Annotated in this window: 20 protein-coding genes, 1 pseudogene and 1 riboswitch; of the genes and pseudogenes, 14 read left to right on the forward strand and 7 right to left on the reverse strand. The window is 60.9% G+C overall.

From position 1 onward, the window contains the following. Positions 1-83 precede the first annotated feature (83 nt). Positions 84-1,004, forward strand: coding sequence for a LysR family transcriptional regulator (locus KGB24_RS11780; protein ID WP_008040402.1), 921 nt, complete (start codon positions 84-86; stop codon positions 1,002-1,004). Then, on the forward strand, positions 997-2,274 hold the full coding sequence (waaA, locus tag KGB24_RS11785; protein ID WP_223415404.1) for a lipid IV(A) 3-deoxy-D-manno-octulosonic acid transferase: 1,278 nt from the start codon (positions 997-999) through the stop codon (positions 2,272-2,274). The genes KGB24_RS11780 and waaA overlap by 8 nt, the downstream gene beginning before the upstream one ends. A gap of 126 nt (positions 2,275-2,400) precedes the next feature. Here waaA and KGB24_RS11790 read toward each other — a convergent pair whose 3' ends face one another. Continuing rightward, the gene (locus KGB24_RS11790) at positions 2,401-3,840 is read right to left on the reverse strand and encodes a TolC family outer membrane protein (RefSeq protein WP_008027893.1); all 1,440 of its coding nucleotides are present in this window, start codon (positions 3,838-3,840) and stop codon (positions 2,401-2,403) included. Positions 3,841-4,032: 192 nt separating this feature from the next. Continuing rightward, a riboswitch (TPP riboswitch) is annotated at positions 4,033-4,138 on the forward strand. Positions 4,139-4,301: 163 nt separating this feature from the next. Here KGB24_RS11790 and thiC point away from each other — a divergent pair. Beyond that, a complete protein-coding gene (thiC, locus tag KGB24_RS11795) occupies positions 4,302-6,191 on the forward strand; it encodes a phosphomethylpyrimidine synthase ThiC (protein WP_192418108.1) in 1,890 nt (629 codons plus the stop codon). 151 nt (positions 6,192-6,342) lie between these two features. After that, complete coding sequence (gene cytX / locus KGB24_RS11800) at positions 6,343-7,635, forward strand: putative hydroxymethylpyrimidine transporter CytX (RefSeq protein ID WP_008027897.1); 1,293 nt, start codon at positions 6,343-6,345, stop codon at positions 7,633-7,635. On the opposite strand, the gene KGB24_RS11805 is transcribed toward cytX, so the two are convergent. Continuing rightward, positions 7,604-8,350 (reverse strand): RsiV family protein, encoded by a 747-nt coding sequence (locus KGB24_RS11805; protein ID WP_008027898.1) that lies wholly within the window; start codon positions 8,348-8,350, stop codon positions 7,604-7,606. The two genes, cytX and KGB24_RS11805, sit on opposite strands and share 32 nt — an antisense overlap. A 229-nt stretch (positions 8,351-8,579) precedes the next feature. Here KGB24_RS11805 and KGB24_RS11810 point away from each other — a divergent pair, with 229 nt between their 5' ends. From KGB24_RS11810 to KGB24_RS11850, 9 genes are all read left to right on the forward strand, one after another. Next, positions 8,580-9,197 (forward strand): NUDIX domain-containing protein, encoded by a 618-nt coding sequence (locus KGB24_RS11810; protein ID WP_223414848.1) that lies wholly within the window; start codon positions 8,580-8,582, stop codon positions 9,195-9,197. After that, entirely contained in the window at positions 9,188-9,640 is a 453-nt protein-coding gene (locus tag KGB24_RS11815; RefSeq protein WP_008027902.1) for a DUF1249 domain-containing protein, read from the forward strand. The genes KGB24_RS11810 and KGB24_RS11815 overlap by 10 nt, the downstream gene beginning before the upstream one ends. Before the next feature lie 107 nt (positions 9,641-9,747). After that, positions 9,748-10,563 carry a 3',5'-cyclic-AMP phosphodiesterase gene (gene cpdA / locus KGB24_RS11820; protein ID WP_008040409.1) on the forward strand — a complete coding sequence of 272 codons (816 nt, stop codon included), beginning with the start codon at positions 9,748-9,750 and terminating at the stop codon, positions 10,561-10,563. 187 nt (positions 10,564-10,750) lie between these two features. Beyond that, on the forward strand, positions 10,751-11,359 hold the full coding sequence (locus tag KGB24_RS11825) for a YqiA/YcfP family alpha/beta fold hydrolase (RefSeq protein WP_008040411.1): 609 nt from the start codon (positions 10,751-10,753) through the stop codon (positions 11,357-11,359). A 42-nt stretch (positions 11,360-11,401) separates the two neighbouring features. After that, positions 11,402-13,306, forward strand: coding sequence for a DNA topoisomerase IV subunit B (gene parE, locus KGB24_RS11830; protein WP_008027908.1), 1,905 nt, complete (start codon positions 11,402-11,404; stop codon positions 13,304-13,306). Next, on the forward strand, positions 13,306-14,295 hold the full coding sequence (locus KGB24_RS11835; RefSeq protein WP_223414851.1) for an esterase-like activity of phytase family protein: 990 nt from the start codon (positions 13,306-13,308) through the stop codon (positions 14,293-14,295). The genes parE and KGB24_RS11835 overlap by 1 nt, the downstream gene beginning before the upstream one ends. Next, positions 14,292-14,816, forward strand: coding sequence for a TIGR02281 family clan AA aspartic protease (locus KGB24_RS11840; protein WP_223414853.1), 525 nt, complete (start codon positions 14,292-14,294; stop codon positions 14,814-14,816). The genes KGB24_RS11835 and KGB24_RS11840 overlap by 4 nt, the downstream gene beginning before the upstream one ends. Positions 14,817-14,823: 7 nt before the next feature. After that, the gene (gene parC, locus KGB24_RS11845; RefSeq protein ID WP_008027914.1) at positions 14,824-17,091 is read left to right on the forward strand and encodes a DNA topoisomerase IV subunit A; all 2,268 of its coding nucleotides are present in this window, start codon (positions 14,824-14,826) and stop codon (positions 17,089-17,091) included. A 177-nt stretch (positions 17,092-17,268) separates the two neighbouring features. Further along, the gene (locus KGB24_RS11850) at positions 17,269-17,982 is read left to right on the forward strand and encodes a membrane integrity-associated transporter subunit PqiC (protein ID WP_008027916.1); all 714 of its coding nucleotides are present in this window, start codon (positions 17,269-17,271) and stop codon (positions 17,980-17,982) included. 252 nt (positions 17,983-18,234) lie between these two features. On the opposite strand, the gene KGB24_RS11855 is transcribed toward KGB24_RS11850, so the two are convergent. Next, positions 18,235-19,755: an AhpA/YtjB family protein gene (locus KGB24_RS11855; protein WP_192226915.1), complete on the reverse strand. Its 1,521-nt coding sequence runs from the start codon at positions 19,753-19,755 to the stop codon at positions 18,235-18,237. Positions 19,756-19,890: 135 nt separating this feature from the next. Here KGB24_RS11855 and serB point away from each other — a divergent pair, with 135 nt between their 5' ends. Next, positions 19,891-21,105 (forward strand): phosphoserine phosphatase SerB, encoded by a 1,215-nt coding sequence (gene serB, locus KGB24_RS11860; RefSeq protein WP_008027919.1) that lies wholly within the window; start codon positions 19,891-19,893, stop codon positions 21,103-21,105. 117 nt (positions 21,106-21,222) lie between these two features. On the opposite strand, the pseudogene KGB24_RS11865 reads toward serB, so the two are convergent. The 4 genes and pseudogenes from KGB24_RS11865 to KGB24_RS11880 all read right to left on the reverse strand — a co-directional run. Further along, a pseudogene (locus KGB24_RS11865) lies at positions 21,223-21,867 on the reverse strand (molecular chaperone); the annotation flags it as partial. A gap of 226 nt (positions 21,868-22,093) precedes the next feature. Further along, positions 22,094-22,954 carry an archaetidylserine decarboxylase gene (asd, locus tag KGB24_RS11870; protein ID WP_008040415.1) on the reverse strand — a complete coding sequence of 287 codons (861 nt, stop codon included), beginning with the start codon at positions 22,952-22,954 and terminating at the stop codon, positions 22,094-22,096. 18 nt (positions 22,955-22,972) lie between these two features. Next, positions 22,973-23,788, reverse strand: coding sequence for a rhodanese-like domain-containing protein (locus KGB24_RS11875; RefSeq protein WP_223414856.1), 816 nt, complete (start codon positions 23,786-23,788; stop codon positions 22,973-22,975). 39 nt (positions 23,789-23,827) lie between these two features. Beyond that, entirely contained in the window at positions 23,828-25,366 is a 1,539-nt protein-coding gene (locus KGB24_RS11880; protein WP_223414859.1) for an HDOD domain-containing protein, read from the reverse strand. Positions 25,367-25,494: the final 128 nt, after the last annotated feature.

The raw sequence follows: 25,494 nt of genomic DNA on the forward strand, positions 1-25,494 counted from the left end.
GTGTTGCTTTATGAGGTCGGCATTTTAGAGGTTGCTCAGATGGGGTAAAGTCATTACCTATCTGTGCGGGAGATGGGTTGGTCATGAACATTCAATGGAATCTGGAGCAGCTGCGTTTGTTCGTCAGCGTTGCCGAACAGCGATCGTTTTCCGCTGTGGCGCGGGACCAGCGCAAGGCGCAGTCGGCGGTCAGCAGTTCGATAGCGCTGTTGGAAGAAGACCTGGGTGTGAGCCTGTTCGACCGCAGCAGCGGCCGGCAGCCCAAACTCACTGAGGCCGGCAATGCGTTGCTGGATGAGGCGCGGGAAGTGCTGCGTCAATGCGAGCGCCTCAATGGCCGTGCGCTGGCAATGACGCGCGGGCAGGAAGCTCGCCTGCGCGTGGCTCAGGATGAGGCGATGCCGTATCAGCCGATCATCGAAAGTTTCGAAGCCCTGGCGGAACAGTTTCCCAGCCTTGAAGTGCAATTGACCAGCGCTGCCCAGGGCGATGTGGCGCGCAAGCTGGTGGAGCGCCGGGCCGATCTTGGTCTGTTGTTTTACCACGATCAGATTCCCGAGGCGCTCGAACGGCGAGTGCTGGGCAGCGTCGAAATGGTCACGGTGTGCGGCGTCGGGCATCCATTGGCAACGCAGGCTCCGGTCGATTGCCAGCAACTGGCGCAGCATCGGCAGTTGCTGATGTCGACCCAGTCCAGTGTGTATCCCGGCAGCGAGCCGGCCAGCCCCCAGGTCTGGCGGGCCGACAGTTTCTACGTGATGGCCGAATGGCTGGTGCGTGGCCTCGGCTGGGCCTGGTTGCCTCGGCACGTCGTGCAGTATCCGGCGTATCAGGGGCTGATGGTCGAACTGGCCAGCGAATGGACGCCGCCGGCGCTGGTGGTGGAACTGGTCTGGCGCCGCGATGAACCGCTCGGCCCGGCAGCCCGTTGGTTGGCGGAACGTTTTGCCGTGCACTTGCAGGCGATCGGCGAAAAAACCGATAAACTCCGCCGCCATGAATAGAACTCTCTACACCGCGCTGTTTTATCTGGGGCTGCCACTGGTAGCGATTCGGCTGTGGCTGCGCTCGCGCAAGGCACCGGCGTATGCCAATCGCATCGGCGAGCGGTTCTCGCTCGGGCTGCCGGCGATGAAGCCTGGCGGCATCTGGGTGCACGCGGTGTCCGTGGGCGAAAGCATTGCTGCAGCGCCGATGATTCGCGCATTGCTGCTGCGTTATCCAGCACTGCCGATCACCGTGACCTGCATGACGCCGACGGGCTCCGAACGCATCCACGCCTTGTTCGCCAACGAGCCACGCATCCAGCACTGCTATTTGCCTTACGACTTGCCATGCGCGGCGGCGCGGTTTCTTGATCGGGTCCGGCCAACACTGGCGGTGATCATGGAAACCGAACTCTGGCCCAACCACATTCACCAATGCGCCAAACGCGGGATTCCTGTGGCGCTGGCCAACGCACGACTGTCCGAGCGTTCCGCCAAAGGCTATGGCCGCTTCGGTAAATTGACTCAGCCGATGCTCGCTGAAATGAGCCTGTTCGCCGTGCAGACCGAAGCCGAGGCTCAGCGCTTCCGCGATTTGGGCGCCCGTGCGGAAACGGTTGAAGTGACCGGTTCGATTAAGTTCGACCTGACCATCGACCCGCAACTGCTTCAACGTGCGACCGAGTTGCGTGGGCAATGGCGGGCGCAGGAGCGTCCGGTGTGGATCGCCGCCAGTACTCACGACGGTGAAGACGAAGTGGTGCTGGCGGCGCATCGTCAACTGCTCGACAGTCATCCTGATGCGTTGCTGATTCTGGTGCCGCGTCATCCGGAGCGTTTCAATTCGGTGTTCGAGCTTTGCAAACAACAGGGTTTCGCCACGGTGCGTCGTTCCTCCGGCGAACCGGTCACCGCCGATACGTCGGTGTTGCTCGGCGACACCATGGGCGAGTTGCTGTTTTTGTATGCCCTGGCCGACAGCGCTTTTGTCGGCGGCAGTCTGGTGCCGAACGGTGGCCATAACTTGCTGGAACCCGCCGCGCTGGCGAAACCGGTGCTCAGTGGGCCGCACCTGTTCAACTTCCTCGAAATCGCCGCGCAGTTGCGCAGCGCCGGGGCGTTGCAGGAAGTGGAAGATGCCGAGGGTTTGGCGCTGGCGGTGCAGCGGTTGTTCGAATTGCCGCGCGATGCGCAGCGAATGGCAGACGCGGGGCTGAAAGTGATGCGCACCAATCAGGGCGCGTTGCAGCGGTTGCTGGATGGGTTGGATCGATTGATCAACCGCTGACCTGTAGGAGCCAGGCTTGCCGGCGAAGGCTTCCTTGAAATCGCTTTCGCCGGCAAGCCTGGCTCCTACGGGTTTTGCGTGAACCCAGAAACTCCGTCACCCCCCGATACTGTAGGAGCCGGATTATTACTGCCCCGGTTTTGCCTTTAACTGCTCAGCCGCAGCCTTGGCCAGGTCCGGTGGCAGGAAGTCCTTGTCCGGGTTGTAGTCAGCCTTGAGATAGCGTTTCAGGTCCTGCAAATCCCCCGGGTTCAGCGTGCCGGCGGCCTGCTTCAGGCGCAGGTTGTCGAGGATGTAGTCGTAGCGGGTGTTGTTGTAATTGCGCACCGAGGTGTACAGCTGACGCTGCGCGTCGAGTACATCGACGATGTTGCGTGTGCCCACCTGATAACCGATTTCGGTCGCTTCCACCGCGCTCTGGTTGGAGATGATCGACTGCTTGCGCGCCTGTACCTGCTCGACATCGGTGTTCACCGCGCGGTGCAGGTTGCGGGTGTTTTCCACCACTTGCCGACGCAGGCCTTCACGCTGTTGTTCGGTCTGATCCAGGCGTGAGTACGACTCGCGAACCTGCGAACTGGTCAGCCCGCCGCTGTAGATCGGGATGTTCAATTGCAGCGCCAGCGTGCGTTGCTCGACGGGGCCACCATATGGCTGGCCGAAGCCGTTCGGGTTGCTGAAGCCCAAGGCATCGTTGTCGCCTTTCTCATACTTGGCCACCGCATCCACCGTCGGTGCGTGGCCGGCCTTGCGCTGCTTCAGGGTTTCTTCGGCGGCGCTGACCGCGTAGTTGCTGGCCAGCAGATTCAGGTTCTGTTTGGCGGCGGTGTCGACCCAGGCCTTGGCGTCGTTCGGTGCCGGCGGCAGGATCGGCAAGGTGTGAACGATGCCCTGAATCGAGTTGTACTGACGGTTGGTCAGAGTGATCAACGCTTCAAACGCATCATCCACCTGACGCTGCGCAACGATCCGGTTGGCCCGTGCGGTGTCGTAACTGGCTTGCGATTGCAGCACGTCGGTCTTGTCCGACAGGCCGACATCGAAGCGTTCGTTGGACTGGTCGAGCTGACGCTTGAACGCCGCTTCCTCAGCCTTGGTCGAGGCCAGGTTGTCCTGGCTGCGCAGCACGTTGAAGTAGTCCTCGGCGGTTTGCAGGATCAGGTTCTGCTCGGTCGCCGAGAGTTGCAGGGCGGCTTGCTCATTGACGTCCTTGGCGGCCTGGTACTGAAACCAGCGATCGGCACGAAACAAAGGCTGAGCCAACGTTGCCTGATAGGAATTGGCGCTACGGTTGGCAACGGACGACGGTTGATCGATATCGGTGCGCACGTTGGCCAACTGGGCGCCACCGGAAATATTCGGCAGCAAGCCGGCGCGCGCCTGGGGCACGACTTCTTTCTGCGCGCCGTATTGAGCGCGGGCGGCGGCCAGGTCGGCGTTGTTGTCCACCGCTTCCTGGTAGACGCTGACCAGATCGGTCTTGGTCGATAAGGGCGCTTCTGCTGCCCAGGCCATTCCATTGGAAGCACAAGACACGGCAAGGGCCAGTGAGAGTTTGCGCAGCATGAGGCCATCCCTAAAAATTACACTGATAATTTGAGCGCCAAAGGTACGGCGCAGCCCACTCAGCGTCAATGCGCGACATGGCCGTTGCGAGTGTAGTTGGGCATACGTGCGGCAACAATCGTCTGATTGCGCCATTCATCATGGTGTTTACTGCGGTGTTGGCGTTCTTTGTCAGTTGTGTCTAGACTGGCCGGGTTCTTGTCGGGGTGCCTTGCTATGAGGCTGAGATCGAATAATTTCGGATCCCGTTGAACCTGATCAGGTTAGCGCCTGCGTAGGGAACAAGATTTCTCGTCACCCGGCGAGTCCTCTTGTGCTTCGTCCGGGATGTTGTTCGACAATCGAACACCCCTCGAGCACTGAGCACAGCACTGCTGGTTTTCCCAGCGCCCGTGCGTCCATTCGATTACAGGTTCGCTCCGACAAAAATCCACTGCCTGGATGTGTTCGGAGAGCCCGTGATGACGATAAAACCAAAAAACATAACGAACCTGAGTGACTCGGCCCAAGTCGATCAACAATCGGTTCAACCGTTTACCCGCTCGCAAAAAATCTACGTCCAGGGCTCTCGCCCGGACATCCTCGTGCCGATGCGCGAAATCAGCCTTGATGTGACCCCGACCGACTTCGGCGGTGAGATCAACGCGCCGGTTGTCGTGTACGACACCTCGGGTCCGTACACCGACCCCAACGTGATCATCGACGTGCGCAAAGGCCTGGCCGATGTGCGTTCGCCATGGATCGAAGCCCGTGGCGACACCGAGCGTCTGCCCGGCCTCAGCTCGAACTTCGGCAAGGAGCGCCTCGCCGATCCGGAGCTGACCAAGCTGCGATTCGCTCACGTGAACAACCCGCGCCGCGCCAAGGCCGGTGGCAACGTCACGCAAATGCACTACGCGCGTCAGGGCATCATCACGCCCGAGATGGAATTCGTCGCCATCCGCGAAAACATGAAACTTGAAGTCGCCCGTGCCGCTGGCCTGCTGGATCAGCAACACGCTGGCCATAGCTTCGGCGCCAGCGTGCCGAAAATCATCACCCCCGAATTCGTTCGTGAAGAGATCGCTCGCGGTCGCGCGATCATCCCGGCCAACATCAACCACACCGAACTGGAACCGATGATCATCGGCCGTAACTTCCTGGTGAAGATCAACGGCAACATCGGCAACAGCGCACTGGGTTCGTCCATCGAAGAAGAAGTGGCGAAACTGACCTGGGGCATCCGCTGGGGCGCGGACAACATCATGGACTTGTCCACCGGCAAGCACATTCATGAAACCCGCGAGTGGATCATCCGCAACTCGCCAGTGCCGATCGGCACCGTGCCGATTTATCAGGCGCTGGAAAAAGTCGGCGGCGCTGCCGAAGACCTGACCTGGGAGCTGTTCCGCGACACGCTGATCGAACAGGCCGAGCAGGGCGTCGATTACTTCACCATCCACGCCGGCGTGCTGCTGCGCTACGTGCCGCTGACCGCCAAGCGTGTAACCGGCATCGTTTCCCGTGGCGGTTCGATCATGGCCAAGTGGTGCCTGGCGCACCACAAAGAAAACTTCGCTTACACGCATTTCGAAGAGATCTGCGAAATCATGAAGGCCTACGACGTCAGCTTCTCGCTGGGCGACGGCCTGCGTCCGGGCTCGATTGCCGACGCCAACGACGCCGCGCAGTTCGGTGAGCTGGAAACCCTCGGCGAGCTGACCAAGATCGCGTGGAAGCACGACGTGCAAACCATGATCGAAGGCCCGGGCCACGTGCCGATGCAGTTGATCAAAGAGAACATGGACAAGCAGCTCGAGTGCTGCGACGAGGCGCCGTTCTATACCCTCGGCCCACTGACCACTGACATCGCGCCAGGTTACGACCACATCACCTCGGGTATCGGTGCGGCGATGATCGGCTGGTTCGGTTGCGCAATGCTCTGCTACGTGACGCCGAAGGAACACTTGGGCCTGCCGAACAAGGATGACGTGAAGACCGGGATCATCACTTACAAGATCGCCGCGCATGCCGCCGATCTGGCGAAGGGACACCCGGGCGCGCAGATTCGCGACAATGCCTTGAGCAAGGCGCGATTCGAATTCCGTTGGGAAGACCAGTTCAACCTGGGCCTCGATCCGGACACCGCACGTTCGTATCACGATGAGACGTTGCCGAAGGATTCGGCCAAGGTCGCGCATTTCTGTTCGATGTGCGGGCCGAAATTCTGCTCGATGAAAATCACCCAGGAAGTCCGCGAATACGCGGCCAACCAGCGCATCGAGACCGTCGACGCCGAAGTCGCCCGGGGATTGGCGGAACAGGCAGAGCGGTTCAAGCAGGAAGGCAGTCAGCTGTACAAGAAGGTTTGATCTGACCTGAAAGGGTGGGGCCTGCACAGGCCCCATCGCCAGCAGGCTGGCTCCCACATTGGATCTGTGGCGTTCACATGTCCCCTGTGGGAGCCAGCCTGCTGGCGATAGCGATCCACACAACAACAAATGTTCCTCTGAGATAACACCCTTGAGCATTCAACCCAGCACTTATTCACCCGATATCGCGGTGCCGACCGACAAACGTGTCTTCGGCGGTCGTGATCTGTTTTCCCTGTGGTTCTCCCTCGGCATCGGCCTGATGGTTTTGCAGACCGGCGCATTGCTCGCGCCAGGTCTTGGCCTGTCCGGTTCGCTGCTGGCGATCTTCCTCGGCACGCTGGTCGGCGTTCTGCTGCTGGCCGCTGTCGGTGTGATCGGCAGTGACACCGGCCTGTCGTCGATGGCCGCGCTCAAACTCAGCCTCGGTGCGAAAGGCGCGAGCCTGCCAGCGGTGCTGAACCTGCTGCAACTGATCGGTTGGGGCTCGTTCGAAATCATCGTCATGCGCGACGCTGCCAGCCTGCTCGGCGCGCGTGCGTTCAGCGAAGGCAGTCTGTTCTCCAGTCCGCTGCTCTGGACGTTGTTCTTCGGTGCCTTGGCGACCTTGCTGGCCGTCAGCGGTCCGTTGACCTTCGTGCGCCAGATCCTGCGCAAATGGGGCATCTGGCTGCTGCTGGCCGCGTGCATCTGGCTGACCTGGAACCTGTTCGCCAAAGCCGATCTGGCGGCGTTGTGGGCGCAGGCCGGTGACGGTTCGATGCCATTCGCCGTGGGCTTCGACATTGCCATCGCGATGCCGCTGTCGTGGCTGCCGCTGATCGCTGACTACTCGCGTTTCGGCAAGCGTGCGAAAAACGTGTTCGGCGGGACGGCGATTGGCTTCTTTATCGGTAATTTCTGGCTGATGAGCCTGGGCGTGGCTTACACCCTGGCGTTCGCGCCGAGCGGTGAAGTGAATGCCTTGCTGTTGGCGCTGGCCGGTGCCGGCCTGGGGATTCCGCTGCTGCTGATTCTGCTGGATGAGTCGGAAAACGCGTTTGCCGACATTCACTCGGCGGCCGTATCCAGCGGGATTTTGTTGCGCTTGAAAGTCGAACACCTGGCGTTGGCCATCGGTGTGGTCTGCACCCTGATCGCCTTGCTGGCGCCATTGGCCCAGTACCAGAACTTCCTGCTGTTGATCGGTTCGGTGTTTGCGCCGCTGTTCGGCGTGGTGCTGGTGGATCACTTCATCCTGCGCAAGCGTTCGGCTCAAGTGGCTTCAGCCGCATTGCGCTGGCCGGCGCTGCTCGCCTGGCTGGGCGGGGTCAGCACCTATCACTTGCTGGCCAATCTGTATCCGGACATCGGCGCAACCCTGCCGTCGTTGATTCTGGCAGGGCTGCTGCAACTCGTGCTGGGTCGGGCCTTCAGTTACGGCCGGGAAACAGCTCGGGCTTGATGATGCCGTTGAGGCGAGGGTAGGGGATCTTCAGTTCGACGTGGCCCAGCGCGTAAGGCGCGATGGTGCTCACGTCGTACTTGAGGATCACCCCGCCGTAGGTCAGCGCTATGTTCTGGGTTTTCTGGAACGGCCAGCTCTTCACGAACTCCGGTTCCTGATCGAGCTTGGTGCTGATCAACCAGCTGTTGTGCGCAACCTGCGCCGCTTTCCAGAACGCCTCTTCCTGACCTGGCACCAACATGTCGGACAAGGTCAGCACTTTATGCTGCTGGCGCGAATAGTTGATGAAGCTGCGGCCCGGCGTGCCATGTGCACCGCCGGTGTCCAGGTAGCTGGAAAATTCGACGATCACCAAGCCGTCATGCTGCTCACGTACTTTGGCTTGCAAGTAGCTGCTGTAGCGCGGGCCGGCGGTACGCAAAAACTCATCGCGATAGGCCGCCAGCGTCGGTGCCACCGGGGCATCGGGCGAGGTGCGGGTCATTTGCAGCAGACGTTTTTCGACAATGCCGTCCAACTGCGGCTCGGCAGGGAAGCGCAGCGTATCGATGTTCACCAGTGGGCATTCAGGTGTCGTGCAACCCGGTTTCAGCTGTTCGGAAGCATCGCGGGTAGTCTCCAGCGGCGCCCGGTAGTTGGGCTGGAACAGGCTTTGGCAAGCGCCTAGGGTCAGGGCGATTGCGGCCACGGAGGCGATTTTAAAAAGCGACATGGGCGTCCTTCGTAAAACAGGGAAAGGCAAAAAGTTATCCGCTTCGACTCTCAACGAAGCAGTCAGTTCGCCACTAAGCTAATTAGAGTTGGTTTCGCCCTCACCGTCTATCCCGCTGACTGGAAAGGGGCTGCATCAAACGGCGCGGGCGCGTTAGGATGGCGCGAAGTCGAGGTTGCAAGTAACCAAAAGGAGCCTCGGATCGGACTAGCAGTAAACGAGGATTGTCATGACTGATTTTGCCAACGCCATTCCGACCGCCGTTGATATCGTTCGGCGCGAAAAGTGCTACGAGGGCTTTTACAAGCTCGATCGCGTGCACTTGCGCCACGAGTTGTTCGTCGGTGGCATGAGCCGCGAAATCAATCGTGAAGTGTTTGTTCGCCACGATGCGGTCTGCGTGTTGCCCTACGATCCGCAGCGCGATGAAGTGGTGTTGATCGAGCAGTTTCGCGTCGGCGCCATGGGCAAGACTGACAATCCCTGGCTGATTGAACTGGTCGCTGGTCTGATCGACAAGGATGAAGTGCCGGAAGAAGTTGCTCACCGCGAAGCGCAGGAGGAAGCTGGGCTTGTATTCGGGGCGCTCTGGCCGATGACCAAGTATTTTCCATCGCCGGGTGGCAGCAATGAATTCGTGCATTTGTTCCTGGGGCGTTGCGAGACAACCGGGGTCGGCGGCCTGCATGGGCTGGAGGAAGAAGCAGAAGATATCCGCGTCACGGTCTGGGCGTTCGAAGATGCCCTGCAAGCCGTACGCGACGGACGAATTGCCAACGCGGCCAGCATCATTGCCTTGCAATGGTTAGCTTTGAACCGCGCTGAAGTGAGGGGGTTATGGTCGTAAACAAGTTGCGCGATCGCTACCGGGTGGACCTCGTGGGGCTGCAAGCCTCTTGCGAGGCCAACTACGCGCGCCTGATGCGACTGCTGCCGGACATGCGCAACGAACCGGCGGCGCGGCGCATTGCCGTGACCCACGGCGAGCAGATGCTCGGCGTGCTGGCCCTTGAAGTGCTGCAGGTCTGTCCATACACAACGACCCTGCAAGTGCGTCAGGAACACAGCCTGCCGTGGCTGCCGGTGCCACAACTGGAAGTGCAGGTCTATCACGACGCCTGCATGGCCGAAGTGGTCAGCGCCGAACATGCGCGACGCTTTCGCGGGATCTATCCTTACCCGAACGCCTCGATGCACCAGCCGGACGAAAAGGCGCAGCTGAACATGTTCCTGGGTGAATGGCTGAGCCATTGCCTGGCGTGTGGGCACGAATACGCTGTTGTGCGTTGAGCTCGCTAGATGTGAACTGCGTCAGCTTCTCGGATTTCCTCTTTCGTTCGTCCCCCAGCATAATCGCGGCATTCCACTTATCCCGTGTTTAGCCCTGGGAGAACGCCTTGCCGAGCGTATCCACTTTGACCCCCGCCGATTCGGCGTTGCTGGTGCAACTGTCCGACAGCCATCTGTTTGCCGAAGCGGACGGCACGTTGCTGGGCATGAATACACGTGACAGCCTGCAAAAGGTCATCGAGCTGGTCAGGCAGCAACAGCCGCAGATCGATCTGATCATTGCCAGCGGCGATCTTTCCCAGGACGGGACGCTGGAGTCGTATCAGCAGTTTCGCGACCTGACCCGGCAACTCGATGCGCCGGCGCGCTGGATTCCCGGCAATCACGACGAACCGCAGATTATGGCCGCAGCCGCTGTGCACAGCGCGCTGCTGGAGCCGGTGGTGGATGTCGGCAACTGGCGCGTCACGTTGCTCGACTCGGCGGTGCCGGGGTCGGTGCCGGGGTATTTGCAGGATGAACAATTGCAGTTGCTGGCGCGCTCGCTGAGCGAGGCGCCGGAGCGCCATCATCTGGTGTGCTTCCACCATCATCCGGTGTCGATCGGGTGTGCGTGGATGGAGCCGATTGGGTTGCGCAATCCTGAAGCACTGTTTGCCGTGCTGGACCGGTTCCCGCAAGTACGTGCGGTGCTTTGGGGGCATGTGCATCAGGAAATCGATCAAGTGCGTAACGACGTGCGCCTGATTGCCTCGCCCTCGACCTGCATTCAGTTCGAGCCGGGCAGTGAGGATTTCAAGGTTGGCGAGCAGGCGCCAGGGTATCGGTGGTTGCGGTTGTTGCCCGATGGTCGGCTCGAAACCGGCGTAGAGCGCGTGACCGGGTTCGACTTTCAGGTCGACTACGGTTCCAACGGCTACTGAATATCTGCGGAGCTGCCATCGCCAGCAGGCTGGCTCCCACAATGAATCCGCGTCGTGCACAAATCCCTGTGGGAGCCAGCCTGCTGGCGATGGCGTCCACTCAGACGACATGAATTCCACGGATATCCCCGATTCCCCCGACACCCTGTAAACTCCGCCTTCTTTACCCGACGCACAGGGAGTTCAAATGTCCGGTTCGATCCTTTATATCCACGGTTTCAACAGTGCGCCTTCGTCAAAAAAGGCCACTCAGTTGATCGAAGTGATGGAGCGTCTGGGTTTGAGCGATCACCTGCGCGTTCCGGCCCTGCATCACCATCCGCGCGAGGCCATCGGTCAGCTCGAGCAGGCAATTTCAGAGCTTGGCCGGCCACTGCTGGTCGGCAGCTCACTCGGCGGCTACTATGCGACTCACCTGGCCGAGCGCCATGGCTTGAAAGCCCTGTTGATCAACCCCGCCGTCAGTCCGCACCGGATGTTCGACGGGTATCTGGGGACGCAGAAAAACCTGTATACCGATGAGGCCTGGGAATTGACCCACGACCATGTGACGGCCCTGGCCGAACTGGAAGTGCCGGCACCCCAGGACCCGCAGCGGTATCAGGTATGGTTGCAGACGGGCGACGAAACGCTGGATTATCGTCTCGCCCAGCAGTATTACCGGGCCTGTGCCTTGCGCATCCAGGCCGGCGGCGACCATAGTTTCCAGGGTTTTGCCGGGCAATTGCCGGCAATGCTGAGTTTTGCCGGCATCGGCGCAGATTTGTATCAGGCGATTGATTTCACAGCACTGTGAGTCATCGCCTCTATTTAATAGAACATTTGACGACGAGACCCCATGGCCACTCCCAGCGCTAGCTCTTATAACGCAGACGCCATCGAAGTCCTCTCGGGCCTCGACCCGGTGCGCAAACGCCCCGGCATGTACACCGACACCAGTCGGCCGAACCACCTCGCCCAGGAAGTCATCGACAACAGCGTCGACGAAGCCTTGGCCGGGCATGCGACGTCGGTGCAGGTCATCCTGCACGCCGATCACTCCCTGGAAGTCAGCGATGACGGCCGTGGCATGCCGGTGGACATTCACCCGGAAGAAGGTGTGTCGGGCGTCGAACTGATCCTCACCAAGCTTCATGCGGGTGGCAAGTTTTCCAACAAGAACTACCAGTTCTCCGGCGGTTTGCACGGGGTGGGTATTTCGGTGGTCAACGCCTTGTCGACCGAGGTCCGGGTGCGCGTGAAGCGCGACGGCAACGAATACCAGATGACCTTCGCCGACGGTTACAAGAAGACCGAGCTGGAAGTGGTCGGCACCGTTGGCAAGCGCAACACCGGCACCAGCGTATTCTTCGCGCCAGACCCGAAGTACTTCGACTCACCGAAATTCTCCATCAGCCGCCTCAAGCACGTGCTCAAGGCCAAGGCCGTTCTGTGCCCGGGGCTGCTGGTCAGTTTTGAAGACAAGGCCACCGGCGAGAAAGTCGAATGGCATTACGAAGACGGCCTGCGCTCCTACCTGGTGGACGCGGTCAGCGAATTCGAACGCCTGCCGGACGAGCCGTTCTGCGGCAGCCTGGCCGGTAACAAAGAAGCGGTCGACTGGGCGCTGCTGTGGTTGCCGGAAGGTGGCGACAGCGTGCAGGAAAGCTACGTCAACCTGATCCCGACGGCCCAGGGCGGTACGCACGTCAACGGTTTGCGTCAGGGCTTGCTCGATGCGATGCGCGAGTTCTGCGAATTCCGCAGCCTGCTTCCACGCGGCGTGAAGCTGGCGCCGGAAGACGTCTGGGAGCGCATCGCCTTCGTTCTGTCGATGAAAATGCAGGAGCCGCAATTCTCCGGCCAGACCAAGGAACGTCTGTCGTCCCGCGAGGCGGCGGCGTTCGTGTCCGGCGTGGTCAAGGACGCGTTCAGCCTGTGGCTCAACGCTCACCCGGAAACCGGCATGCTCCTGGCGGAGCTGGCGATCAACAACGCCGGCCGTCGTCTGAAGGCCAGCAAAAAGGTCGAGCGCAAGCGCATCACCCAAGGCCCGGCACTGCCAGGCAAGCTCGCCGACTGCGCCGGGCAGGACCCGATGCGTTCCGAGCTGTTCCTGGTGGAAGGTGACTCCGCCGGCGGTTCCGCCAAGCAAGCGCGGGACAAAGAGTTTCAAGCGATCCTGCCGTTGCGCGGCAAGATCCTGAACACCTGGGAAGTCGACGGCAGTGAAGTGCTGGCCAGCCAGGAAGTGCACAACATCGCCGTGGCCATTGGTGTCGATCCGGGCGCGGCGGACATGAGCCAGCTGCGTTACGGCAAGATCTGCATCCTCGCCGACGCCGACTCCGACGGTCTGCACATCGCCACGTTGCTGTGCGCGCTGTTCGTCCAGCATTTCCGCCCGTTGGTGGATGCCGGTCACGTCTACGTCGCGATGCCGCCGCTGTACCGAATCGATTTGGGCAAAGAAATCTACTACGCCCTCGACGAAGCTGAGCGTGACGGCATTCTCGACCGTCTGGTGGCCGAGAAGAAGCGCGGCAAACCACAGGTCACCCGATTCAAAGGCCTGGGTGAAATGAACCCGCCGCAACTGCGCGAAACCACCATGGACCCGAACACCCGGCGTTTGGTGCAGCTGACCCTGGAAGATTTCGAAGCGACCTCGGAAATGATGGACATGTTGCTGGCGAAGAAACGCGCCGGTGATCGTAAATCCTGGCTGGAATCCAAAGGCAACCTGGCCGAGGTTCTTGGCTGATGCGGGTTGGCTTTGCCCTGGCGTGTGCGTTACTTCTGACCTCGGCTTCGGCGTTTGCCGAGCCGGCACCGGAGTTGCGCCTGTTGTCCGAGCATCCCGTCGAGGGCATGCGCGGCGGCAACCTGTCGGGGCTGGCCCAGTGTGGCAAGAATCTGTGGGCCGTTTCCGATCGTGACGACGATCAGATCTACCGACTCGAAACCGGCGACACGGTCTGGCAGGCTGAAACCGTGCGCATCGGTGTACCGCCAGTGCCGGACAGCGATTTACCCTGGGGTTTGCGTTCGCGGACCTGGGTGGCGTCCTTCGCGCGCGGCGGGGACCTGGATTTCGAAGGCATCACCTGCGACAGCGCCGGCAATCGCTACATCGTCAGCGAGTCCCATGCGGCGATTCTGCAAGTCCCGCCCGTTGGGCCGACGTCCTGGCTGAAGATTTCGCCGATGCTGGTTCGCGAGGCGCGGGCCAGCGGTATGTTGTTGCACTTCAATGCATTGTTCGAGGGTCTGGCGATCAATCCGGAGGGCGACCAGTTATGGTTGGCCGCCGAGCGTGAGCGCCGAGGACTGCTGTTGATCAAGCGTCAGCAAACGGTCTGGGATTGCGACGGCGGCTGCGTGCTGCTGAGCGAAGCCGGGATGGAAATGCAGCCGGCGAAATTTCCCAAGGCCAGAGCGGTGTCGCGGGATTTTGCCGATCTGTCGTTGTTCAACGGCAAACTGTTCACTCTTGAGCGCAACGCGTTCGAGATTTGCCGCCGTGACGCGGTGACGGCCAAAGTCGAGCGTTGCTGGTCGTTTGCCGACGAGGCATTGCAGGAGAACCGTCGTTATCCACAGGGCTATGGCCTGACGGAAGCACTGATCGTCGACGCCGATGGCGCCTGGGTCGGCATTGATAACAACGACGGTGCCCGTGCTGATGGCGAGTATCGCCCGATCGTCTGGCGCTTTGCCGCGCCGGAAGGTGGCTGGAGTGCCAAGCCATGACGCCGCAAACACCAGGCAAACGCGCCGGTCGGGTGTTCATGGTGCTGGCCTGGTGCGCAGCGCTATTTCTGGCGACACGGTTTTTCGGCCAATGGGAGGAGCGCCAGCAAAATCCCAACGTCGTCGTCAGCTCGGAACAGGGCGAAGGTTTTATCGAAGTGAAACTGGCCAGCAACACCCAGGGGCACTTCGTCGCCAGCGGCCAGATCAACGGTCAGTCGGTGGATTTCATGCTGGATACCGGGGCGACCGATGTGGCGATCCCGGCAGAAATGGCCGAACGGCTGAAACTTGAACAAGGCTTCGGGGTGACCCTGAGCACCGCCAACGGTCGCACCGAGGGTTATCGAACCCGTGTCGACCGGCTGAAACTGGGCGACATTGTGCTGCGTGATGTGCGCGCCATCGTCGTGCCAGGCCTGGATGGCAAGCAAGTGCTGCTCGGTATGAGCGCGCTGAACAAACTTGAATTTACCCAGCGCGGTGGCACCATGCTGCTGCGCCAGACAACGAACCGATGAGGCCCGCATGAGCGACTCCCTTGATCTCAGCCTGGACGGTGTAGAGCGCCGGTCACTGGCTGACTTCACCGAAAATGCCTACCTCAACTACTCCATGTACGTGATCATGGACCGTGCCTTGCCGCATATCGGCGACGGCCTGAAACCGGTACAGCGCCGCATCGTCTACGCGATGAGCGAGTTGGGGCTGGACGCCGATTCCAAGCACAAGAAGTCGGCGCGTACCGTCGGTGACGTGCTCGGTAAATTCCACCCGCACGGCGATTCGGCCTGCTATGAAGCCATGGTCTTGATGGCCCAGCCGTTCAGCTACCGCTATACGCTGGTCGACGGCCAGGGTAACTGGGGTGCGCCGGATGATCCCAAGTCCTTCGCCGCCATGCGATACACCGAAGCGCGGTTGTCGCGTTATTCCGAAGTGCTGCTCAGCGAACTGGGCCAGGGCACTGCGGACTGGGGCCCGAACTTCGACGGCACACTCGACGAGCCATTGGTGTTGCCGGCACGTTTGCCGAACATCCTGCTCAACGGCACCACCGGCATCGCCGTGGGCATGGCCACCGACGTCCCGCCGCACAACCTGCGCGAAGTCGCGACCGCCTGCGTGCGTTTGCTCGATGAGCCAAAAGCCACGGTCGAACAGCTCTGCGAACACATTCAGGGCCCGGATTACCCGACCGAAGCGGAAATCATCACCCCGCGCGCCGACCTGCTGAAAATGTACGAAACCGGCAAGGGCTCGGTGCGCATGCGCGCTGTGTACCACATCGAAGACGGCGACATCATCGTCACCGCGCTGCCGCATCAGGTGTCTGGCGCCAAGGTGCTGGAACAGATCGCGGCGATGATGCAGGCCAAACCGTCCAAGGCCCCGCAGATCGCTGACCTGCGTGACGAATCCGACCACGAGAACCCGTGCCGGATCGTGATCATTCCCGGCGCACGGAAAAACTTCGACCACGACGCGCTGATGCAGCACCTGTTCGCCAGCACCGAGCTGGAGTCGAGCTACCGGGTCAACATCAACATCATCGGCCTGGATGGCAAGCCGCAGCTGAAGAACCTGCGTGCGTTGCTGGTTGAATGGCTGGAGTTCCGCGTTCAAACCGTGCGTCGTCGCCTGCAATTCCGCCTCGACAAGGTTGAGCGTCGCCTGCACCTGTTGGACGGTTTGTTGATTGCCTACCTCAACCTGGATGAAGTGATTCACATCATCCGCACCGAGGAGCATCCGAAAGCCGCCCTGATCGCGCGTTTCGCCCTGAGCGAAATCCAGGCCGAGTACATTCTCGACACCCGTTTGCGTCAGTTGGCGCGACTGGAAGAAATGAAGCTGCGCTCCGAGCAGGATGAACTGCTCAAGGAACAAGCCAAGCTGCAAGCCCTGCTGGGCAGCGAAGCCAAGCTGAAAAAACTGGTGCGCACCGAGCTGATCAAAGACGCCGAAACCTACGGCGACGACCGTCGTTCGCCAATCGTCGAGCGCGCCGAGGCCAAGGCCTTGACCGAGCACGATCTGCTGCCGAACGAGAAAGTGTCCGTCGTGCTGTCGGAAAAAGGCTGGGTCCGCTCCGCCAAAGGGCACGAAATTGACGCCACCGGGCTTTCCTATAAGGCCGGGGACGGTTTCAAGGCCTTGGCGGCCGGGCGCTCCAACCAGTTTGCGGTGTTCATCGACTCCACCGGTCGCAGCTATTCGGTGGCCTCGCACACCTTGCCTTCGGCCCGTGGTCAGGGCGAACCGTTGACCGGTCGTCTGACACCGCCGCCAGGCGCGACGTTCGAATGCGTGCTGATGCCGGAAGACGATTCGCTGTACGTGATCGCCTCCGATGCCGGTTACGGTTTCGTGGTCAAGGGCGAGGACTTCCAGGCCAAGAACAAGGCGGGCAAGGCGCTGCTGAGCTTGCCGAACAACTCGAAAGTGATTTTGCCGCGTCCAGTGGCGGATCGTGAGAACAACTGGCTGGCGTCGGTGACCACCGAAGGTCGCTTGCTGATCTTCAAAATCAGCGATCTGCCACAATTAGGTAAGGGCAAAGGCAACAAGATCATCGGGATTTCCGGTGAGCGTGTGGCCAGTCGCGAAGAATATGTCACGGACATCGCTGTGCTGCCGGATGGAGCCACCTTGGTGCTGCAGGCCGGAAAGCGTACTTTGTCACTGAAAGCGGACGACCTCGAACACTACAAAGGTGAGCGTGGACGTCGTGGCAACAAACTTCCACGGGGCTTCCAGAGGGTAGATGCGCTGCTCGTCGAAAACCTCAATTAACCGCGCTAGAGCGCTCGATCTACGATTTAACGCGTAGATCGACGCTTTGCCGCTGGAGTCGGAACGCATATTCACGGATGATATGGCCTTTCCAAGCGCCGGCGTGGCCGAGCGTTCTTCATATTTATTGAGTATTTTCACTGTGGTGTGCCTTGTGGCAACCACCTGGATGGGACGATGACTGCTCTGCGCCTTCCTTTTATTTTGATGCTCGCCGGCGTTCTTGGCCTGGCGGGTTGCAGCGTTCACCAACCGGTGTCGCTGTATCAGCTGGACAGCGGAAGTCCGGCTCAGCCTGCGCAAAGCGCGGGTATGGCGGTATTGCTCGGCCCGGTAACGGTTGCCGATTACCTGCAGCGTGAAACGCTGTTGCAGCGTCAGCCGGATGGCAGCCTTCAGGCCTCGACCGATGGTCGTTGGGCCGGCAGCCTTTCTTCCGACATCGATCAACTGTTGCTGCGTCAGGTAGCGGGTCATCTGGACAGTCAGCGTGTGGTGCTGGCGCCGGCGAGCGTAGGCTTCACGCCGGATGTTCAGGTACTGCTGACCATCACGCGCCTGGACTCGGGCGAGTCGCAACCGGCGATCCTCGATGCTCAATGGCGTTTGATCGACCGTCGCGGGCAGGTTCGCGATAACCGCATCGTTCATCTGCAAGAACAGCACGCGGGCGGTACGGCGGCGCAGGTTCAGGCTCAGGGGGTGTTGTTGCAGAAACTCGCCGAACAGCTGTCTATCGCGCTCAAGCCATTGGCCAATCAGCCACCGATTGCAGAAGCGCCAAAAAAACCGGCGGCCAAGCCTGTGGCTCCGGCGACAGAGCAAGAGAAACAGCCGAAGATCCCGATGGCTGCACCGATCCGTACGGATATGGAAGTGTTCAGGTTCTAAGGCCTGGATAGATTTCAAACAGAGCCCGCAGAGATGCGGGCTTTGTTGTTTTTGCGGGTTGGAATCTCCATCGCCTGTTCCGACCTCTTCGCGGGCAAGCCTCGCTCCTACAGGTATTGCTTCGTACACAAATCGCGCGAACCACTCGAAACCTGTAGGAGCGAGGCTTGCCCGCGAAAGCGGCGGAACAGGCAACAAAAAAACCCGCAGACAATCACTTGTCTGCGGGTTTTTTCACTGCGGGGCTAAGGCTTACGCCCGACGCTCATGCATCCGCGCCAACTGCCGCTCCAGCATCGACGGATAAGGCTCCATCAACCGCTCCACGCAGCACGCACCCTCAGGGCTGGCAATCGGGCGGATTCGCGCACGCTGGCGAATCAGCGCGTCGTCACTGATCTTGCGCTCCACCAGCAGCAGATTGCGGCTGTGTTGCGACAGGGCCAGGGCGTCCTGGGCGGTTTCGGTCAGCAACAGGTCGATCTGGCTCAGACCGAACAGCTCATCACCCAAGGTCACGCCCAGCTGCAATTGCAGGGTGATGCCGCTGTCGGCGACTTCGATCTGCAACTGATGGCCCAGGGCTCGCAGCAACTCGCCGCAGCAGATGGCGTTGGTCAGGTAGTCGTCGCCGCTGTCCTCGGTGTGGAACACCATCAGCGTGCTGCCATCGTTCAGGCTGTGCAGCTCGCCCTCATAGAGCGAGGCCGCCTGATCGAGGCAATCGCGATAACGTTTGAGCAGTTCTTCCAGACGCGCCCGTGGCAGGCGGCGCAATTGATCCTGGGCGCCGAGTTGCACGGCCAGCACTGCGCTGTGTTGCGGCACGTTCGATACCGGCGCTCTGACTACTGGTTTCGCGGCTGTCGATTCGTCACGCAAATCGGCAAACGCATCGTCGTCATCTTCGTCTTCGACGGTGCTGACGATGTGCCGTGGCGCAGGTTTGAGGCTAGCGACAGGCTTGGTCTCGTCGAAACTCGGGTCGCGCAGGTTGCGCACTTCGAAGGACGGCTCGGCGTCATCGTCGTAATCGACGTCGTCGAACTCAGGTTCCGGTGCGGGCTCAGGCTCGGACGGTTCCGGCGCGAAGTTGGCGTGCAGCTGGCGAGCCAGGTCGCCGATTTCATCCTGACGGTCGGTGGCCGGGGTGTATTCGTCGATGTTGCGCAGCCACACGCGCAATTGCAGCAGCGGCGTGGAGATGTGCCGACCCAGGCGCAGGCTCAAGGCCAGCGACAGTGCCAACAGAATTGCACTCAAGATGCCCATGCTTTGCAGGCTGATGGTCATCGGCTGCTGGAATTGATCCATGTCCAGGCTGATGCGCAGTTGCCCGGCGGTCACGTCCTGGAAGGTGATCTTGCTCTGGTACATGCCCTCGGCTTCGCCCAGCAGGCCGTGCTTGGGGCGCTGACCGGCTTCGGCGAGGATGCGGTTATCCACGCTATAAATGGCGGCGTGGGCCACCAGCTTGTTCTTGGTCAGGTTGTTGAGCAGCACGTTGAGGCTGAGGATGTCGTTGGACACCAACAGCTCAGTGGCGGACGTGGCGGTCTGCGTGGTCAGGCTTTCGCCCAGCGCATCTGCCTGCTCGTGCATGGCCTGCTTGAACTGCAAACCCATCACGCAGGCGTAGATCACCAGGGCCAGAGCGACCAGGATCACGTTATGGCTGGCGATGCGCAATGCAATCGGTACACGGCGGTGGCGCAGTGCACGGAAGATCAGCAGAAAGAAGTTATCGGTTTTAACTGGCGTGGGCCGGTTCACTTGAGCTCGGCTCTTTTGTCCGTGAAGTTGACGCGCAGTATAGCGACAGGCCCTAGACCGGCAAAGCGCTCACGGTGCCCGATGGTCACTGAAAGTGGGTAGAATGCGGTTTTTTTCCACCTGCGGGGGTGCGCCTTGCGCGAAATCGTCCTGATAAACATCACTGGTGAGGACCGTCCGGGTCTCACCGCGGCCATTACCGGCGTTCTGGCCCAGGGTGGTGTGAACATTCTCGACATTGGTCAGGCGGTGATCCACGACACCTTGTCGTTCGGCATCCTGGTTGAAATTCCTGACACCGAGCAAGGCAAGTCGGTGCTCAAGGACATCCTGTTCAAGGGCTATGAGCTTGACCAACAGGTGCGTTTCACGCCTGTGTCCGAAGAGGATTACCAGCAATGGGTCGGTAATCAGGGCAAAAAACGCCACATCGTGACGCTATTGACCCGCAAAGTGACTGCCGGGCAATTGCAGGCCGTGAGTTCGATCACCGCCAAATATGGCCTGAACATCGACCACATCGATCGCCTGTCCGGGCGCATGCCGCTGGATACCCCGGCCGATAAAGGCAAGGGCTGCATCGAGTTTTCCGTGCGTGGCGAAGCGGCGGATCCGCAAGCGTTGCGGGCCGAGTTCCTCAGCGTCGCCCAGGAATTGAACGTCGACATCGCCTTCCAGGAAGATTCGCTGTTCCGCCGCAACCGTCGTCTGGCGGTGTTTGACATGGACTCGACGCTGATCGAAGCCGAAGTCATCGACGAACTGGCCAAGGCGGCCGGTGTGGGCGATCAGGTTTCGGAGATTACTGAGCGGGCGATGGCCGGCGAGCTGGATTTCCGTGCCAGCTTCAAGGAACGCCTGGCGTTGCTCAAAGGGCTGGATGTCAGCGTGCTGGATTCGATCGGTGCCTCGCTGCGCCTGACCGAAGGCGCCGAAACCCTGTTCGCCGAACTCAAGCGTCTGGGCTACAAGACTGCGATTCTGTCGGGCGGCTTCACCTACTTCGCCAAGCAATTGCAGGCTAAGCTGGGCATTGACTACGTGTTCGCCAACGAGCTGGAAGTGGTCGATGGCAAGGTCACCGGCGTGGCGGTTGAGCCGATTGTCGATGCGCAGCGCAAGGCGGATCTGCTGAAGGAGCTGGCGCACAAGGAAGGCTTGCGTCTGGAGCAGACCATTGCGGTCGGAGACGGCGCCAACGATTTGCCGATGCTGGCGATTGCCGGGTTGGGCGTGGCATTCCGCGCCAAGCCGCTGGTCAAGCAATCGGCGAAGCAGGCGATCTCCACGTTGGGGCTGGATGGCGTGCTGTATCTGCTGGGCTTTCGGGATCGTGACGGGCAGCTCTGAGTCTTGTATTGACTGATAGGGCCTCATCGCGAGCAGGCTCACTCCCACATTAAGAGTGCGTTCTCCTGTGGGAGCGAGCCTGCTCGCGATGGGGGCGACACGGTCTTACAGATTCAATCAAAGCGTCTGCCACAACGAATCAAACTCTTCCTCGACACCAACCACGCCGCTCTCCGCGGCGTTGTCGTTTCTGGCGGTCTCCAGCGAACGATACGCAAACTGATTGAAGCTGTTGGTGCTCGACACTCGCCGATCCAGTCCGGCCCGGCGCTCCTCGCCGTTGGTGTTGATCAGCACTTTGTGGCCTTCCTGGAACGGCAGGCGCGGAGCGAGCAGGGTGGCCGGTAAATCTATCGCGCTGATGGCCGGCAGCAACAAGCCGCGCAGGTAGTGGCTGTGGTCGTCCCGGGTGCGCACCAGTTGCAGGCCACAAGGTTCGGCGTATGGCGCGACTTGCTCGATGCCCATCTGCGTGCCGCCGCCGCGAACCTGACGGATCCAGCGCACCACCGCAATGCTCCAGCCTGCGTCCGCGGTGTCCTCGATGCCGACCATCTCGCCAGCCTGTAGCTCGGCAGGCACTGCGTCAGGCCAGGCCAGGCAATAACCCCCCGGGCTGTGATTGATCACAGGTAGGACGTACGTCGAAAAGTGGCGGTTGCGGTCGCGGGCTTCGTGATTGTCATCATTGCGCAGTTGCGGGTATTCGATTTCTTCGTAGGGCAGCAACGCGTCGGCGGTGCCGTGGGGCGCGTAGCAGAAGGTGGGGACTGGTTTCATTCATGCCGTGGACAAACTCCAACCGGGAAATGGGCAGTGAATGACCAGACTTTAGCAGCGATGCCCCCGGGACGGGCATTGCAATTGCCCCTCTGTAGGAGCGAGCTTGCTCGCGAAAAACTCGAGAACGACGCGGAGTGTCAGATTTGCCGCGTTATCGTTGACGACCATCGCGAGCACGCTCGCTCCTACAGGTGATCGAGGGGGATCAGGCTTTCGGCAGGCCCATGCCCTGGCCCATCTGCACCGGCGAACCGGCCGCCAGTTCTTCAGCCCATTGCACTTGATCCGGGCCGAACAGCACAACAGCCGTCGAACCCAGTTTGAAACGACCCAGTTCCGCACCTTTCTCCAGGTGGATCGGCGCACGGGCAGCTTCGTCGTAGCGGAAGGTTTTCAGCTCGCGTTTCGGTGGAGTTACCAGACCAGCCCACACGGTTTCGATCGACGCCACGATCATCGCGCCCACCAGCACCACGGCCATCGGCCCGCGCTCGGTGTCGAAAATGCACGCCACACGCTCGTTGCGGGCGAACAGCTCCGGAACGTTTTCCGCAGTGGTCTGGTTAACCGAGAAAATCCGCCCCGGAATGTAGACCATCTCGCGCAGCGTGCCGGCCAGCGGCATGTGCACGCGGTGGTAGTCCTTCGGCGACAGGTAAATCGTCGCGAAATCACCGCCCATGAACGGCGCGGCGTTGGCTGCGTCACCGCCCAGCAGTTCCAGCACGCTGAAGCTGTGGCCCTTGGCCTGGAACACGCGACCGTGCTCGATCGGGCCGAGCTGGCTGACCGCGCCGTCGGCCGGGCTGAGGATGGCGCCCGGGGTTTCGTCCAGCGGACGAGCGCCGTCTTTCAAGGCGCGGGTGAAGAACGCGTTGAAATGCTCGTAAGCCGTCAGGTCTTCGACCAGGGCCTGGGACATGTCCACCTGATAACGCTTGGCGAACCACGCGGTGAACGCATTCTTGAACCAGCGCACACGGCATTCGGCGATGCAGCCGGCCAGTCGCGAGAGCAAGTGGTGGGGCAGCAGGTATTGGCTGAGGATAAACAAACGCTTATTCATTAACTGTCCTTAAAAACCTTAAATCTCTACAGGCGTATCGGGATGGTTACCCCATTCGCCCCAGGAGCCGGCGTAGCCTTTGACCCGCGGATAACCGAGGGACTTGGCCACCAGATAGGTGAAGCCAGAACGGTGGTGAGTCTGGCAGTGGGTAATCACTTCTTTGTCTTTGCTGATCCCGAGTTGTTCGAGGATCTGCGGCATGTCCGTGCGGATGCGCAGGTTGCGCGCCCGGTCCATGCCTGCGGTCCACTCGAAGTTGACCGCGCCGGGGATGTGTCCGCCCTTGGCAGCCAGGACTTTCTCGCCGGAGTACTCCAGCGGCCCGCGCGCATCCCAGATCGCCAGGTCGGCGGCGCCGAGACGGCTTTGCAGGTATTCGCGGGTGGCGGTGGGTTCGTCGTGCAGGGTCAACGCAACCGGGCCGCCGACCGCAGGCGGGATCTGGATCGACATGGGCGAGCCTTCCGCCAGCCACGCCGTCAGACCGCCGTCGACATAGTGATACTTGTGGTGGCCGATGACATCCAGCAGCCAGATAAAACGCCCGGCCCAACCGCCGCCTTCGTCGTCATACACGACGTAGACCGCATCGGGGTTGTGGCCCAGTTCACCGAACAACGCTTCGAGAGCCGCTTGCGGCGGCATCAGGCCCGGCGCCGGTGGCTGGCCGAGTTGCGTGCGTTTCGGATCGACAAAGCGCGCGCCGGGAATATGCCCTTCGGCATAGCGGGCGCTGCTGGTCAGGTCCACCAGAATCAGATCGCGGGCGTCGAGGCGAGAGAGCAAGTCGCTCGGTTCGATCACCAGCGGCAAGCCAGAGAAGTCAGACATGTGAGGTCTCCAGAGCACAAAGGGGAGGATTGTAGCGGGTCATTGGCCGCGATGGCTAAAGGTGTGCAGGGCTTTCTCGATGCACTGCGCCGTTTTGCCAAAGGCTTGCACGGTAATTTCGGAGAACGGCCCGCCGCCCTGGTCCGCCACCACGATCATGATCACGCGGCCGTTGTTGACCAGCGAGCGCAACAGCAGGTGTTCGCCGCCGAACTGCGAGCGCAGGCTGGCCGGCAGCAGCGCCGAAAATTGTGCGTTGTTGGCCGGGGTCAGGCGTACCTGGGCTTGCTGCGAGAGCAGGCGTTGCAGCACGGTGCTTTGGCTGACCACGAAATTCAGGCCAGCCGTTTCTTTCGGCAACCCGGCAATCTGGTGCACGCGCAAATTGGCGTGCGTGCGGTCGGCCATCAGGATCATCACCCGGCGCATGCCACATGCAACCAGTGCATCGCGGGCCGAGTTGGTCAAGTGCATGGCATTGGTGAAACGACTCGGCTCCACCAGCAGCTCGGCGCATTGTTTGCGCCACTTGGCCAGGTCCTCGGCGGTCGGCGCCGGGGCCGGCAGCAAACCAGCGTGCACACGGTTCATGCCCTGCGGCCAGAGCAGCGCGACGGCGGGGTGCCAGAGGTCCGGCATGGCGTGCTGGCGCGCACTGTTGGCGGCCTGCTGGTGAAGTTGCTGCTGCACCTCGTCCATCGGCATTTGCAGGTAAAGACTGGTCAGGTACTGCCAGCGTTCACTGTGCGGACAGTCCCAGGCGTGCTGTGCCGACAGCGCCAGACCGTTGGCCAGCAACACCGTGTTGGCCGGCTGATTGAGCCAGCGGCGCAACGTCGGATCGTCATCGAGACGGTTCTGCTGGCGCAATGGATGATCGCTGTCGCGCGCGATGCACAGGACTTTCACCAGTTCCCGTTGCTCATTGAGTAACAGCTTGTAACCCTGCTGCACCCAGTTCGGCAGGTGCCAGATTTCCACCAGTGCCTGACCGATTTCCAGCAGGCGTACGCCGAATAATTGTTTCTCGACTTTACGTGCGGACTCGCCCTTATGGATGACCCGCAGCTCCCATTCTTCGAGCAATTGCGGATGGGTCAACGCCAATGGCCACAGCGGCGATAAAAACAGCAGGCTGCCCCAGTGGATGTCCTGCCACAGCCGCGCCAGGCGAGCGGCGAAAAAGCCGTTGGCCTGTTGCGTCGCGTGCTGGCTGATCATCTGCAACTGACGCAGGGCCACGGGAATGTCCGATTCCGGCATCGCGGGCAGCCGTGCGAGCAGTTCTTCGGTGCGCTTCAAACCGAGGCGATTGATCGCCACCTCAAGGTTTTCCGCAGGCTCGGTCATGCTGCCGTGGGTGTGCCGGTTGGCTTCACGAATCACGCTCAAGGCCAGGGCGGGGCTGTCCTGCATCAGCTCGGCGATATCGCGCAACGAGCTGCGGTTGTCGCCGATGGCCTTGCAGACCCGGTCATGACTGCCTTGCGGAACGGGCAGGTGCACGCCGTCCAGAAGCTTTACCCAGCCTTGGAGAGTGTTTGGTTTTGGAGTTGGAACGTTCGTTTCGTTAGCCATGGTTGGACGCGATCATCGTCTGCATTACCTATGCCCTAAGTGGGCCAAATTGGCTTTTCGCCTGAACTGGCTATAGTCTGGCGCAGTTTTGCCGATAAGTAGAAGAAGAGATTTTTTAACTTCCGAAT

Origin of the sequence: Pseudomonas sp. BF-RE-25, assembly GCF_019956105.1 — a bacterium.
GTDB classification, from domain to species: domain Bacteria; phylum Pseudomonadota; class Gammaproteobacteria; order Pseudomonadales; family Pseudomonadaceae; genus Aquipseudomonas; species Aquipseudomonas migulae.